General features: G+C 45.6%; 11 protein-coding genes. 4 read left to right on the top strand and 7 right to left on the bottom strand.

Features of this window, described 5'->3' with window-relative positions:
- Positions 1-342 precede the first annotated feature (342 nt).
- The 7 genes from QUB24_RS01900 to kdpA form a co-directional block, all read right to left on the bottom strand.
- Positions 343-816 (bottom strand): hypothetical protein, encoded by a 474-nt coding sequence (locus QUB24_RS01900; RefSeq protein WP_333150089.1) that lies wholly within the window; start codon positions 814-816, stop codon positions 343-345.
- A 239-nt stretch (positions 817-1,055) separates the two neighbouring features.
- Positions 1,056-2,324: a sodium:proton antiporter gene (locus QUB24_RS01895; protein ID WP_333150087.1), complete on the bottom strand. Its 1,269-nt coding sequence runs from the start codon at positions 2,322-2,324 to the stop codon at positions 1,056-1,058.
- A 203-nt stretch (positions 2,325-2,527) separates the two neighbouring features.
- Positions 2,528-3,679, bottom strand: a complete 1,152-nt coding sequence (locus QUB24_RS01890) for a universal stress protein (protein ID WP_333150085.1) — start codon at positions 3,677-3,679, stop codon at positions 2,528-2,530.
- Positions 3,680-3,895: 216 nt separating this feature from the next.
- Positions 3,896-4,525, bottom strand: a complete 630-nt coding sequence (kdpC, locus tag QUB24_RS01885; RefSeq protein ID WP_333150083.1) for a K(+)-transporting ATPase subunit C — start codon at positions 4,523-4,525, stop codon at positions 3,896-3,898.
- A gap of 41 nt (positions 4,526-4,566) precedes the next feature.
- Complete coding sequence (kdpF, locus tag QUB24_RS01880; protein ID WP_333150081.1) at positions 4,567-4,836, bottom strand: K(+)-transporting ATPase subunit F; 270 nt, start codon at positions 4,834-4,836, stop codon at positions 4,567-4,569.
- Positions 4,837-4,967: 131 nt separating this feature from the next.
- Positions 4,968-7,061 carry a potassium-transporting ATPase subunit KdpB gene (gene kdpB / locus QUB24_RS01875; RefSeq protein ID WP_333150078.1) on the bottom strand — a complete coding sequence of 698 codons (2,094 nt, stop codon included), beginning with the start codon at positions 7,059-7,061 and terminating at the stop codon, positions 4,968-4,970.
- Between the two features lie 78 nt (positions 7,062-7,139).
- Complete coding sequence (gene kdpA / locus QUB24_RS01870) at positions 7,140-8,900, bottom strand: potassium-transporting ATPase subunit KdpA (RefSeq protein WP_333150076.1); 1,761 nt, start codon at positions 8,898-8,900, stop codon at positions 7,140-7,142.
- A gap of 300 nt (positions 8,901-9,200) precedes the next feature.
- Between kdpA and QUB24_RS01865 the strand changes: the two genes are divergently transcribed.
- From QUB24_RS01865 to QUB24_RS01850, 4 genes are all read left to right on the top strand, one after another.
- On the top strand, positions 9,201-10,301 hold the full coding sequence (locus QUB24_RS01865) for a HAMP domain-containing sensor histidine kinase (RefSeq protein ID WP_333150074.1): 1,101 nt from the start codon (positions 9,201-9,203) through the stop codon (positions 10,299-10,301).
- A complete protein-coding gene (locus tag QUB24_RS01860) occupies positions 10,298-10,990 on the top strand; it encodes a response regulator transcription factor (protein WP_333150072.1) in 693 nt (230 codons plus the stop codon). The genes QUB24_RS01865 and QUB24_RS01860 overlap by 4 nt, the downstream gene beginning before the upstream one ends.
- A 204-nt stretch (positions 10,991-11,194) precedes the next feature.
- Positions 11,195-11,644 (top strand): DUF4347 domain-containing protein, encoded by a 450-nt coding sequence (locus QUB24_RS01855; protein WP_333150070.1) that lies wholly within the window; start codon positions 11,195-11,197, stop codon positions 11,642-11,644.
- 166 nt (positions 11,645-11,810) lie between these two features.
- The coding region (locus QUB24_RS01850) for an Ig-like domain-containing protein (protein ID WP_333150068.1) at positions 11,811-14,260 on the top strand (2,450 nt) is incomplete at its 3' end.

Genomic DNA, 14,260 nt, shown 5'->3' with positions numbered 1-14,260 from the left:
AAAGAGTCACAATTAGTAAGGTGCGTCAGATTTTTAAACCCTCAATAATCGTTCTAGAAATTCACCTGACGCACCCTACAGCTTGATTTTAGTATGCCAGTTGCCTAAGTCCTGAATATAAGAGGTTGCTGTCGTAGTAGAAGTTGATCGCGAACAGTTCTGGTTATGTGAAAATAACTAACAGAGTATTGAGGAGAGAACAGGCAAACTCTTAACCCAAACGATACAGCAAGCAACCGTTTTTTGGAGTAGTAAGCAAATTGATGAACATCCAATTTACACTTGTAGTTAGTTGGGATGGAAGATATTGTCCGATCGCTCGCACATTGGGATCTTACCCAGTTAGAGGGCTGTTTTAAGAGTTATTAACCAAACGATCGAATTAACAACAAACAAAAAGGTATAAAAAATATAGATTGATGGAGTACAGATAGCTCTCCATAAAGAAGGCATTTTAATTGTTTTTAATGAACCGAGCGGGTGAACAAGACCTTCCGGAATTGAGCGAGTATCAAAACTTTTATCTAAGGCGCTTTCATTATTCAAGAATTGGGTGATTGCATTGGCTCTTTGCATGTAATAAAATTGCACCTTCCAGTAGGTAGCTTCTAAAAACCAGAAACCAAAAATTATAACGTATCCTAGGGGAACCAACCCATCTATTTTGCTTGTAAAAACCCAACCAATCAACGCTAGCCAAATGGTAATTGCCGCCGTTTTTAATTGCATCAAAATTGTTGTAAAGTTAGCTATTTTTTTCTCTAGTTCCTCTGCTCCTTTTTGCAGCATTGCTAGCTGAAATTCAAATCTATCCATGTTTGATTCGGCGAACCTTTATATTAGAGTTAGCGAAAAAATTATAATCTTATTTTCTTTTGGTGTCGTTAGAGAACTTCGCCTGACGCACCGTACAAGTCATTTTAGATTATATAGTAAGGTGCGTCAGCTCCCGAAATTCCCTATCGCCGTTAGAGAACTTCGCCTGACGCACCCTACAAGTCGATTGTTGTGTGACAGTTGCGTCTAGGACTATTAAAGTCACGCACCTTACTGAATTAAATTAAATCCGGTACTTTAGGTTTGATGCGGCGCTCGTACCAGTTCATTAACGGGGTGGAACTAATACCGTGCAAAATCACAGAAAGTACGATGGTTGTAAAGGTAATCCAGGCAATTTTTTCGGCGGTTTCGCCCTTCAAACCTTTACCCAAAGCATAGGTAAGATAATAGATAGAACCGACACCACGAATGCCGAACCAACCGTAAAGCCAGCGGTTGGCGGGATGTAAAGGACTGCCGATCGTACTAATCCAAGCTCCCACAGGCCGGATTAAAAAAATTAACAATCCAGCTACTAAGAGGGAGTATCCTCCATAAGCCAACATAGGCTCTAGGCGCAAAAGCGAACCTAATAGTAAAATAGTTGCTACTTCCATTAACTTTTCTATGCGCTCGGTAAAGTGCAGTTGGGAAAGCGGTTTTTCTGGGTTGCGGTAACTCCCCTGCACGACAATTCCTGCTACAAAAACTGCGAGAAATCCGTAGCCGTTGACTACTTCTGTGAGGGAATAGGTGAGCAGAATTGTGCTGAGAGCAATGAAATCTTCCATTAATTGATCGGCCGGTCGATAGTGTTGGAGTTGCCGATCGATCCAGGTGACGGCTTTAGCTACTAAAATTCCCATAACGATACCTGCGGCGATCGCCCAAATCAAGTCAACTGCTACCCACTGCGAAAACCAGTTCGACCAGTTGTTATCTTTTAGCGAATAAATGCCGAAATAAACAAAGGGAAAAGCTAAAGCATCGTTTAAACCGCCTTCTGATGTTAAACCAAAGCGCAATTCATCGCGATCGTCTAGATGAGCTAACTGAACTTCTGAGGCTAAAACTGGATCGGTGGGAGCGAGAATTGCTCCCAGTAAAATCGCCGGGCCCCAATCTAATTTCACAAACCAATGACCGATGGCGGCCACTGCAAAAATAGAAATGGGCATTAAAAAACCGATCAGCCTCACTGTGGAATTCCAAGCCCAAAATTGCAGGGGGCGATTCATTTTTAAGCCGCAACTGAACAGAGAAACAATAACTACAAATTCTGTAAGTCTTTCTAAAAATTGAGCTTCGGGGCGCAAGTCAATCAGCTTGACGCCGTAGGGCCCCAATCCGATACCGACAATTAGATAAATTAAGGCATAAGATAGAGGCAATCGCGAAATCCAGCCGGAACCCAAGGTAACGGTAAGCAGGAGGATGCCAATAACTAGCAAGTTGAGAATGTAATCATCCACCATAGCGATCGCACTTTTAATCAGATCTAGCAAGTGCAATTTTGACAGGTAAAAGCTTCGAGCGCATCCGTCGTCCGCTAGATTCAGCTATCCTCCGAAAGTGGTGTGGGCGGGTTTATATAGATTGTTAGTGGGAATTAGAGATTGTTGGTGAAACCCGCCCCTACAAGTATTATGGTTAATTTACCGGATCTCATCCGACTCATGACTAATGACTAATGACTGAAGACTAATAATTAATTAGAAAGACCACTTTTTTCAGTAGCGATGATGTGCAAATCTACGTGTTTGAGCGATCGCACTAACTGTTGAGTCAAAGAACCCCGCAGCAGCAATTTCCAGCGGGATTGCTGGCTTTCGCCGATCACAATTTGAGTAACGCGATACTGTTTAGCTACCTCGGAAATCGCTTTGGCTATATTAGTGCCGTTTACCCGCAAAAATTTCCCGTTAAATTCTTGACACAGTTTCTCACAAGTTTCAACGTGCAAGCTTTCTGCTTTTGTTAAAAATCGGTCTGGATCGTTGACAAACACAGCATAAAATGGGGCATTCATGTAGCTCGCAATCCTCGCGCCTCGCCGCAGCAGTTGCAAGGAGTTCGGATAAGTCGAGATGCACACTAAAACTCGTTCGTGAATGTTGCAAGATTGACCTTTTAAAGTTGCTGCGTCGTCTTCTACATTGTCTGCGACTTCTCGCAGGGCTAGTTCTCGCAAAGCGATTAAATGACGGCGCTGAAAAAAGTTTTCTAAAGATTGTTCAATTTTTTCGGGGGCATAAATTTTGCCTTCTAGCAACCTTTCTTCTAAAGTTTCCGGCGTGACATCGACAACGACTATTTCGTCAGCATCTTCGAGGACGCGATCGGGCACTCGCTCTCGCACTACAACTCCGGTAATTCGAGCTACTAAATCGTTAAGACTTTCTATGTGCTGAATGTTGAGGGTGGAGAAAACATCTATCCCAGCCTTGAGAATTTCTTCAACATCTTGATATCGTTTTTCTCGCAGAGAACCCGGAATGTTTGTATGAGCGAGTTCGTCTATTAATGCTAATTGAGGACGGCGTTCTATGACAGCATCCGTATCCATTTCGTTGAGCATTATTTCGCCGCGCCGCAGTTGTTTTTTGGGTACTATTTCCAGTTCTTCTGCTTTAGCCGCTGTCTCTTTCCGGCCGTGAGTTTCTAACAGTCCAATTACCACATCGATGCCTTCAGATTTCAGGCTGTGCCCTTCTTCTAGCATTCGGAAAGTTTTGCCGACACCGGGGGCCATGCCGATAAATATTTTGTGCTTTCCCCGGCGGGGGGTGCGATCGTAAGTGCGGTTAGGTTGGGCATAAACCGCGTCTGGATTGTTAGTAAGTTCGCTAGAGTGAATCATAGCTGAGTTGTCAGTTGTCTGTTGTCTGTTGTCAGTTGTCAGTTGTCAGTTGTCAGTTGTCAGTTAGCGATTGTCAGTTAGCGATTGTCAGTTGTCAGTTGTCTGTTGTCAGTTGTCTGTTGTCAGTTGTCTGTTGCTACAAATAACTAATAACAAATAACTCATAACTCATAACTAATGACTAATGACTAATGACTAATGACTAATGACTAATGACTATTGTAAACGGTCTAGAGCCAAATTCAGTTTGAGGACGTTAACTCCCGGTTCGCCGAAAATGCCGAGAAATCTGCCATCTGTATTTTTGGATACCAACATTTCTACTTGATTGATATTGAGCGATCGCACCGTTGCTATCCGCTGAATTTGCGATCGAGCTGCCTCTACGCTAATGTGCGGATCGAGGCTAGAACCCGAGGTGTAGACTAAATCTGTAGTCGGTTTGATACCAGCTTTGTTGAGGCGGTATAATTCAATTTGCACCCCCTGAAAACCATCTTTCTCATTACCTCGTTTCAGCAAATCAGAGTTACTGGGGGCAAGGTTGCTAGCACCAGAAACGCCTGTTCTTTGACTAACATTTTCTCCCTTTGTCGGATCGTAGTTTTCTGTCGCAAAGCTGCTGTAATTGGTGGTGCTGGGACGACCCCAAAAATATATTTCTGAGGAGAAAGGCTGACCGATTAAAGCAGAGCCAACTACAACTCCTTGGTTGGTAATTAAGCTGCCGTTTGCCTGGGAATTAAAAGCAATTTGGCCGATTACTAGCAAGATTAAAGGGTAAATAATGGCTGTAATTCCCCACAAAACCAGGGTAAGGCGAATGGCTCTAATTATTTCTCTCATAAATTACCTCGATCGGTTATTTGCTAAGGGTTAATTATTGACTAAAATCTTTCCGGCTGAAAGATGACTACGAACAAGTAAATAGAAAGGGCGATAATCACCAAACCTAGGAGACTTAAACCCCAGACAGCTTTTCGGGTCAAATCTTCGCCCGCAGCAGCGTAGACAGCGGGGGCAACTATAGCATTGAAACACATTACTAGAAATAGCTGCACCGGGATTGGGTGGCGCTGCCAAAGCCTTTGAGCTAACTCAAGAATTTCTTGGAAATCTCTATGAAAAATATCATTCAGCAAATCATTCCGTTTCATGAATTATCCTTATTTTGGGAATAAATATCGGTCTTTCTATTGGATGATTTTTGTGGGAAAATCGAGGCATAGCCTCTGGATCTGCGTTCCTCGGCAGAGCCGGGGAACGAGATTAATCCGTCTTTCCCGATCTATGCTAGCCCAACGGCGGTAATCAAAACATCAATAATTTTGATGGCAATAAACGGCGCGACTGCCCCGCCCAATCCGTAGATTAAAATGTTCCGCTGCAACAGTTGGTTGGCGCTCAAAGGTCGAAATTTTACCCCGGTTAATGCTAGGGGAATCAAAGCGGGAATAATCAAAGCATTGTAAACTAATGCAGACAAAACCGCCGATTGACCGCTGGCTAAACCCATGACGTTTAATGCGCCTACGGGGGCAAACATGGCGGGAATAATTGCAAAATATTTTGCGATATCGTTGGCTAGGGAAAATGTAGTCAGCGCGCCGCGAGTAATCAGCAATTGTTTACCGATTGTCACTAAGTCAATTAGTTTTGTGGGGTCAGAATCTAAGTCCACCATGTTCGCAGCTTCCTTCGCTGCTTGGGTTCCCGAATTCATCGCCAGTCCTACGTTTGCTTGTGCTAGTGCGGGTGCGTCGTTGGTTCCGTCTCCCGTCATTGCGACTAATTTGCCCTCGGCTTGTTGCTTGCGAATTACATCGATTTTGTCCTCGGGAGTTGCTTCGGCAATGAAGTCGTCAACGCCGGCTTCAGCGGCAATTACTGATGCTGTAATTCGGTTATCTCCGGTGAGCATAATGGTGCGAATTCCCATTTTTCGCAGTTGGTCAAACCGATCGCGAATTCCCGGTTTAATCACATCTTTCAAATAGATAATGCCGTAGGTGTCGTTACCTTGACAAACAGCTAAGGGTGTGCCTCCCAAGCGGGAAACTCGCTCGTAAGCTGCGTCGAGATCCGGCCCGAAATTGCCGCCGCGCGATCGCACAAAACCCTTCACCGCATCCACCGCACCCTTGCGAACCTCCGTCCCATCGGGCAAATCCGTGCCAGACATCCGCGTTTTTGCGGAAAAATCAAGCCCAGTAGCGTTAGCGCGATCGAAATCCACCTGTGCGCCCAAATTCTGAGCCAAACGGACGATCGACTTTCCCTCTGGAGTATCGTCAAACACACTCGCATCCAGGGCTACCTGCGCCACTTCTTGCAGCGAGTGACCGTTGACCGGAATGAATTCCTCAGCTAAACGGTTCCCCAGCGTGATCGTCCCGGTTTTGTCCAAAATCAGCGTATTTACGTCGCCGCAAGCCTCCACGGCGCGCCCAGAGGTCGCTATCACGTTAAACTGAGCGACGCGATCCATGCCCGCAATGCCGATCGCGCTCAGCAAACCTCCAATGGTTGTTGGAATCAGCGCCACCAGCAGCGAAATCAGCGTCACCACGCCCACAGGGGTTTTCACGTAATTTCCCACGGGCGGAATCGTCGAAACCACAATCAAAAACACCAGCGTCAGCACCGCTAGCAGCACCGTCAGCGCGATCTCGTTCGGCGTTTTCGATCGTTCTGCGCCCTCTACCAGCGCGATCATCCTGTCCAAAAACCCCTTACCGGGGTCGGCCATCACCCGCAGCGTCAATTCGTCGGAAAGGATGCGTGTGCCGCCGGTGACGGAACTGGCGATGTCCGAACCCGGTTCCTTGAGCACCGGCGCGGATTCGCCAGTGATCGCAGATTCATCCACCGAGGCGACACCTGCGATCACTTCGCCGTCGGCGGGAATGACATCGCCTGCGATCACTTTAATTTGGTCGCCGCGTCTCAGGGATGTCGAACTCACTTCTTGAATTGAACCGTCTGGTAGGAGTTTGCGGGCTGTTGTGTCGGCTTTGGTCGATCGCAGTGCATCTGCTTGCGCTTTCCCCCGCCCTTCTGCTATCGCTTCGGCAAAATTAGCAAATACCAAAGTAAAGAACAAAATAAACGTTACTAAACCGTTGAAAACTCTCTGATTGTTGCCAGGAACCGGGCCGAACAGCGTTGGGTCGATCGTTAATAATGCAGTCACAATTGTGCCAACCCACACCACAAACATCACCGGATTTTTTAGCATCACCTGCGGGTTTAGCTTGACAAAAGCTTCTTTAAAAGCTCTTTGATACAGGCCTTTAGTATTTGCTTTTGGCGTATGCTTGCGAGACTCGCGAGAGCCTCTCGGAGGTTTTTTTGGGGAATCTGGAGTATGGGATGAGGTCATGTCGATTTGGGATTTTTAATGAACCACAGAGAACACAGAGAACGCAGAGAGAGAGAATAGTGAGGTTGAGAATTTTCGCTATTGAGATGGAGGAGTTGGTGTTGCTAAAGGTGTTGTGGGTACAGTTATCGATGCTGGTTCAAATTTGCTGTTGCTAATTTCATATCCTTCGGCAATTGGCCCTAAAGCCAAAACTGGGAAAAATGTCAGCGCGCCTAGTATTAATATTACTCCTGCGGTGACGCTGGTGAACAAAACTGAATCGGTTCTGAGAGTACCCGTTGTTTCGGGAACCAGTTGTTTGTTCGTCATGCTGTCGGCTAAAAGTAGCAGGGCAATAATTGGAACGTAGCGCCCCAACAGCATACTAAAACAGGTGCTTAAATTCCACCAAACTCCTGTCGGGGCGGGTTGAGAGTCTGCCAATCCTTCGAAGCCCGAACCGTTGTTAGCCGCCGCCGAAGCGTATTCGTACATCACCTGGGAAATGCCGTGAAATCCGGGGTTGCTGATGCCGCTCAAACTGTCGGTAAATGCGAGGGAAATGGCACCGGGGATTAAAACTGCGATCGGGTGAATTAACAAAACAACGCTGGCTAACACAATTTCCCGTTTCTCAATTTTGCGTCCCAAAAATTCCGGCGTTCTCCCCACCATCAAGCCCGTGAGAAACACGCTCAAAATTGAGTAGATAAATAAGTAAGCAGTTCCCGTTCCTTGTCCGCCCCAAACGATTTGTAGAAACAAATTAAACAGAGTAGCAAAACCACCGGGAGGCATTAAAGAATCGTGCATTCCGTTGACGGCCCCGCACATTGTACCAGTGGTAGTCACCGCCCACAGTGCAGTTTCTGCCCAGCCAAATCTAACTTCTTTTCCTTCTAAATTTGGCTGCTGCGAACCCAGTAAATTATTGATTTGAGGGTTGCCGCCGTACTCGCCAAACGCTGCAATGCCAATCAAGATAACGTAGATGGTAAACACCATCCAAAAAATTAGCCATCCCTGCTTTTTGTTGTTGGCAAATCTGCCGTAGGTGTGAATGAGTGCTGCTGGTATAGAAACCATTGCTAGTGTTTCCAGCAGGTTGGTAAAAGGGTTGGGATTTTCAAAGGGATGAGCCGAGTTAATGGCAAAAAATCCGCCGCCATTTTCTCCCAGTTGTTTGATGCTTTCAAAGTGAGCTACTGGGCCGCGAGCCATTATTTGCGTGCCTCCTTCTAATGTACGGGCTACGGCCGGCCCTGCTAGGGTTTCTGGCACTCCTGAAATTAGCAAAAGTAAGGCAATTATTAAAGAAAGGGGTAGCAGAATCCTGGTAATTGATTGAATTAAATCGATGTAAAAGTTGCCCAAGGGGCGGCCGGTTAATCCCCGGATAAAAGCAATGCCTACTGCTAAACCTGTAGCTGCTGAGGTAAACATTAAAAAACCCAGGGTTAACTGGGATAAATAAGTGAATGTTGTCTCGCCTGAATAATGCTGTTGGTCGGTATTGGTGAGGAATGAAATAGTTGTGTGCAGCGCAGTATCCCAGGTTGGGGCACTTAAGCCGGTGGCATTTAAAGGCAGCACTCCTTGAAGCATGAAAATTAGGAAAACAAATATGCCCATTGCTGCATTGCTGTACAGTAGCGATCGCGCATATTGCCAACCTGTCATCGAATCTATAGACCGGATATTGCTGGCTTTATAGATGAGTTGTTCTAGGGGTTTAATAGCGGGGTCGAGAATAGTTGGTTCTCCCATGTACACCCGCGCCATGTAATTACCAAAAATAGGGGCGATCGCTACTACAATGATTAGCGTTAATGCGATTTGAATTAATCCTTCAAGCATAACTGAGCCAATACTTCCTTAAAAGTGCAATCTGCTTTTAAAAATCAATATACTTGCCGTTAGGATTTTTGATAATCAGCCCGCAGGTATAAGTTTCCGTTTACCCGTTATGCTTAGCTGCTATATATTTTCACTGACTGACAAATGTTTAAATATTTAGCAGTATATATGCTTGCAGATATAGATGTTATCTAAACGCTTGTTTTTGCGTCACAGGAGACAAATTTTGGCGATGAAAAACCGCAGGTATAAGGCAGAGAGTAGAGTGTAAATATAAAATATAAAATGGATGGATAAAGGATGTTAAACAGCTTATTAAAAATCACAGACAACCTGGCAATTCAAGAGAAGTATTTGCAGGGGAGGTGGTCGATCGCAATTTTATTTGCGATCGTTGTAGTGCTGGAATTTACTACGCCGTCGGAGTATCTGTTTGGGTATTTGTACACTGGGCCGATTTTATTGGCAAATTCGCGCTTGAGTCGGTTGGGTAAGTTACAAATTACGCTGGTAGCGGCAGCTTTGACGCTGTTAAATTTGTTTGTTCCTCCTGGAGAAGCGATCGCCCTAGCAACTGTAGCAAATAGATTGATCGCAGTCATGGCTTTAGGGGTGACGGGATATTTAAGCGATCGCAACCAGCAGTACCAAGAGACGATCGCGATCGCTAAAGCTGAGTTGCAGTCGCAGCAGCAGCTAGCAAGCATCCGAGAAGATTTTGTCTCTACTTTGAGTCACGACTTAAAAACGCCGATGCTGGGGGCGATAGAAACAATTAAAGCTTTTGGGTCAGCAAAATTTGGGAATGTCACCGCCAGTCAGCAAAAAGTTCTCGAAACAATGGCGCGATCGCACAAAATGTCACTACAATTAGTAGAAACGCTGCTGGATGTTTACCGCAACGATGCCGAAGGTTTAAAACTGCAACTTGCGCCCGTAAATTTAGTAGCTTTGGCAGAAGAAGTAATCGCAACACTCATCCATTTGTCGGCGGCGCGCCGAGTTTACATTAGTATGAGTTACGGAGAGTCAGATTTCCGTCGCTCTTTGTGGGTAAAGGGCGATGCGGTTCAACTCCAGCGCGTTTTTGTTAATTTGCTAACAAACGGAATTAACCATTCTCCTCGCGGCGGTAAAGTAGAAATAATCATGGAATCTTATTCGAGTTATCAGGTGGTGAAAGTTATCGATAGCGGGTTGGGAATTACCGCCGATGAACTGCCCCACTTGTTCGAGCGTTTTTATCAAGGAAACGGCGATCGGCAAGCCAAAGGTTCGGGATTAGGATTATACTTATCTCGCCAAATTATTGACGCCCACGGCGGTATAATTTGGGCAGAAAATAAATTGCCACACGGTGCTTTATTTGGATTCCGACTCCCTGCTATCCCACAGAAATGAAACCAGCTTATCCCTTGCGAATTCTCCTAGTTGAAGACGACGAACTGTTTCGGTTGGGGCTGCAAACCAGGTTGCAGCAAGAAAGTTGCTTGCAAGTAATTGCCGAGGCAGAAGATGGCGAAACAGCAGTAGAATTGACTCAGGAACACTTGCCCGATGTGGTAGTTCTCGATGTCGGTTTGCCCGGAATTGGCGGTATTGAAGCGTGCCGCCAAATTAAAGATCGACATCCAGCAATTCCGGTTTTAATTTTAACATCTCATTCTCAAAAATCCTTAATTGAAAGATTAATTGCAGCGGGAGCTCAGGGCTATTGCCTTAAGGGAATTGCGGCGGAAACTTTGGTTTTGGCAATTCGATCGATAGCAGCGGGTGCTTCGTGGTGGGATCAGGTGGCAACTGCGGAAATTAGGGCGGTTTTTGCTAATCCCGAACCTGTGAAAATTGGGTCAAAATGGGAAGTTTTGGAAAATCCGCTGACGAAGCGAGAACAGGAAATCTTGGCTTTAGTTGCGGCGGGAAAAAGCAATCAGGAAATTGCACAAATATTGTACATTGCTCCGGGGACTGTGCGGGTTCACGTTCACGCGATTTTGCAAAAGTTAGAAGTGCGCGATCGCACTCAAGCTGCAGTGCTCGCAATTCAGAAAGGATTGGTTGCTGAAGAACTTTTGGCGATCGAACCTTGATAGGGCGGGTTTTGTACCGGAATTATCGGTTTTTTAAAGGAATTACTGGCTAAAGTCGCCTCTACAAGATGCCTCTGTGGCAGGTTCACGGAAAATTAGTATCCTTCGTCTTGATTTTTAATTTTACTGATGACATTTAACTTTTGAACTTGCTAAGCTAAATATGTCTTAATTTTCCTACCGTCATCTAACCAAAGGTGTATTGTGCCAAATTTGATCGGCTCAGTTTTTAGTTCGCTCGCCTTTCTAGACCCTGCCCTTCCCGATCGCCAAACTCTCCGCAACGGCATCGCAGCGGGGACAGAAGTTATTACCCTCGATGCGGCGCGGGATGGAGTAGAACAAATCACGGTCGCGCTAGCGAGTCGCAGCAATATCAAAAGCATTCCTATCATCTCCCACGGCCACCCCGCGAGTTTGCTGCTAGGCGCGATCTATCTAAACTTGACAAATTTAAAAAGTTATGGTAAAAAATTGCAGCGTTGGTTGAGAGCCCTGGCAGAGAGTGGAGAGATTTTGCTTTATGGGTGTGATGTAGCGGCGGGGGAGAAGGGCGCTAACTTTGTGCAGCAACTGAGTCAGCTAACTAAGGCAAAAATTGCTGCTTCTCGATCGCCGATCGGCAGTTCCGCAATAATCCAAGCTTTTGCTTGACACGGGTCAGCACTCCAGATATTATTTTAGTAACAAAAATAACCTTCACAAGCAACTTTACGGACACTAATATCAGTGTAATTACGCAAATTAAGTTTAACAGTAAAAAAACAGCGACAGTAGTTGACAGCTAATACATAATCATTTCAAATTTAGGTGTATCTAGATGGGACAGATAATTATTAACGAATTCCGGCGGGACGAGCAATTCCAGGGCAATGAGTATGTGGAACTGCTGTTGACCGAAGATGTAAGTGCAACTCAGCTTCAGAGCTATTTTGTGGGGGATTCAACAACTACAACATTAGCAAAATATTCTGCGTACAGATTTACTAATATGGCAAGTATTGCTCCTGTGTTTAAAGCAGGAACAATACTTGCGATCGGCGGTTCGCCTGTTGATCAAGAGATTGTCTACAACCCCATACCGTCGGGAACAAACAACGATTGGAACATTCGATTGAGTCCCCAAGGTGGATTTTTGACAAAGCTGCTCCCAGCCGGAAATTTGCATGGGGATTTCGCGGAGTCAGATGTTGTTTATGTTGATAATGCTAGCACTACAAATACCAATACAGTAGATTCGATCGCCTGGAGGACATCAGGAACACACGGAGCCTTTGGGAGTGCAGCTAAGGTGCAAATTCCAGCACCAAGCAACGGGGGTAATGTCGAGTTTGTGAGCGATATTGGCGGCATCAACAGAACTGCTAGTTATACTATAGATAGTCCCGGCTCCTTGGGCTTGCCCAACGGCGGAATTAATACTATTTATATTAGCAGTCTCCGCAACCGGCCGATTAACATTGCTCCGACTTGGGCAGGTACTAATGTTAATCCGCAGATCGCAATTAATGAAGATATACCCAGCGTCGATAACACAGGCTTTAGTATTTTTAACCTCACTAGCGAGTTAGGAAGTGACGCTAATGACGATCCTTTGGGTGTTGCAGTCACCGCTGCAGACAATACTAACGGCAATTGGCAATTTTCAACTAACGGCAATACTTGGACAAATTTCGGTGCATTGTCGGAAACTTCAGCAACAGTGCTCGGTCCGACTCCTCTTTATAATGGCTTACTTGGTAACACTCCGAGTTCTCAAAATTGGCTGTCTTTGGCTAACTTAAATCTTGCTCCTCCTACCGCTAGAGCTTCCGAATTTTTTAACGGTAATGGAGTTAATTTAAACAGCACTGCTGCCAATAGCATTTATGCTGGCTATACAAATAATCCTTTAAATCCGTCATTTCCCCCGCTCGATCGCACTACAGGCTTTAGCTTGTCTTTTAATCTCCAAATGATCTCGGAATCCCGCACTCGTCCAGAGCGGGCGGGCTTTAGCATTGTTGCCGTTACTAGCGATCGCAAAGCCATTGAAATTGGTTTCCAGCGCCTATCTGCAACTTCGGGCAATATCTTTGCACAAGGCGACGGCATTACTCCCAACCAAAGCGGACAAACCAACGGCTTATTTCTTGCAGCAGAGAATGTTCCTTATAACACCAATATTGCTACTAACTACACTCTCAGAGTTCAAGGTGACAAATACTTTCTTTCCAATGGCAGCAATCTCATACTAGAGGGCCCGCTGCGCGATTATTCAGGATTTAGCGGCTTGATAGATCCTTACGAAACTCCTAATTTTCTATTCCTCGGTGACGACACAACCTCGGCGCAAGCTAACATCAACCTGACGCGGGTTTCCCTGCAAACGCCTGCGAAAGTTCGGTTTGTACCCAACCCAGACTATTACAGTACACCTGGAAGCGAACCAACAATTACTTTTCGGGCGTGGGATGGAAGTAACGGAGTGGGTAACGGTACTGCGGGCGTCAATGCTTCAGTTACTGGTGGAACAACGCCGTTTAGCACTAATAGTTTAACAAGTTCGATCACAGTTAATCCAGTCAACGATGCACCCTCGTTTGTCAAAGGAGTCGATCCCATCGCCAGCCACAACGCAGGCCCGCAAACCATCCCTGGATGGGCTACAGCCATTTCCCCAGGCCCCGCCAACGAATCAGGACCAGAACCAACTGGACAAACTGTGGCTTTTCAAGTGGTAGGGAATGATAAGGCTGCTTTGTTTAGTGTACAACCTGCGATCGACTCTTTAGGACAACTGACTTTTACGCCGGCGGGGGGTGCAACTGGCGCTGCCAATATCACTCTAAACCTTAGAGACAGTGGCGGTAAAGCTAACGATGGCCTGGATACTTCGGCAAACCAGACATTTGTGATTAACATAACCAATAATCCACCGTTGGCAGTAATTGACAATTACAAAACTCCGCACGGTCAAGTCCTGAATGTGTCTGTTGTTCAGGGAGTTTTAGCCAACGACATCAACTCTGACGATGATGTATTGACGGCAACTAAAGTCACAAATCCCAACAATGGCACTCTCGGATTGAATACTGATGGTTCGTTTACTTATACTCCGAATCCGGGATTTGTTGGACTCGATAGTTTTACCTACACGGTCAGTGATGGGGCTTTTACTTCACCAGAAACTTTAGCAAATATTAATGTCACAAATAATCCACCGTTGGCAGTAATTGACAATTACAAAACTCCGCACGGTCAAGTCCTGAATGTGTCTGTTGTTCAGGG

This window comes from Microcoleus sp. B9-D4, from assembly GCF_036705105.1.
GTDB lineage: Bacteria > Cyanobacteriota > Cyanobacteriia > Cyanobacteriales > Microcoleaceae > Microcoleus.
Note: the sequence above shows the minus strand (reverse complement) of the source record. Positions and strands in the feature narration are given on the sequence as shown.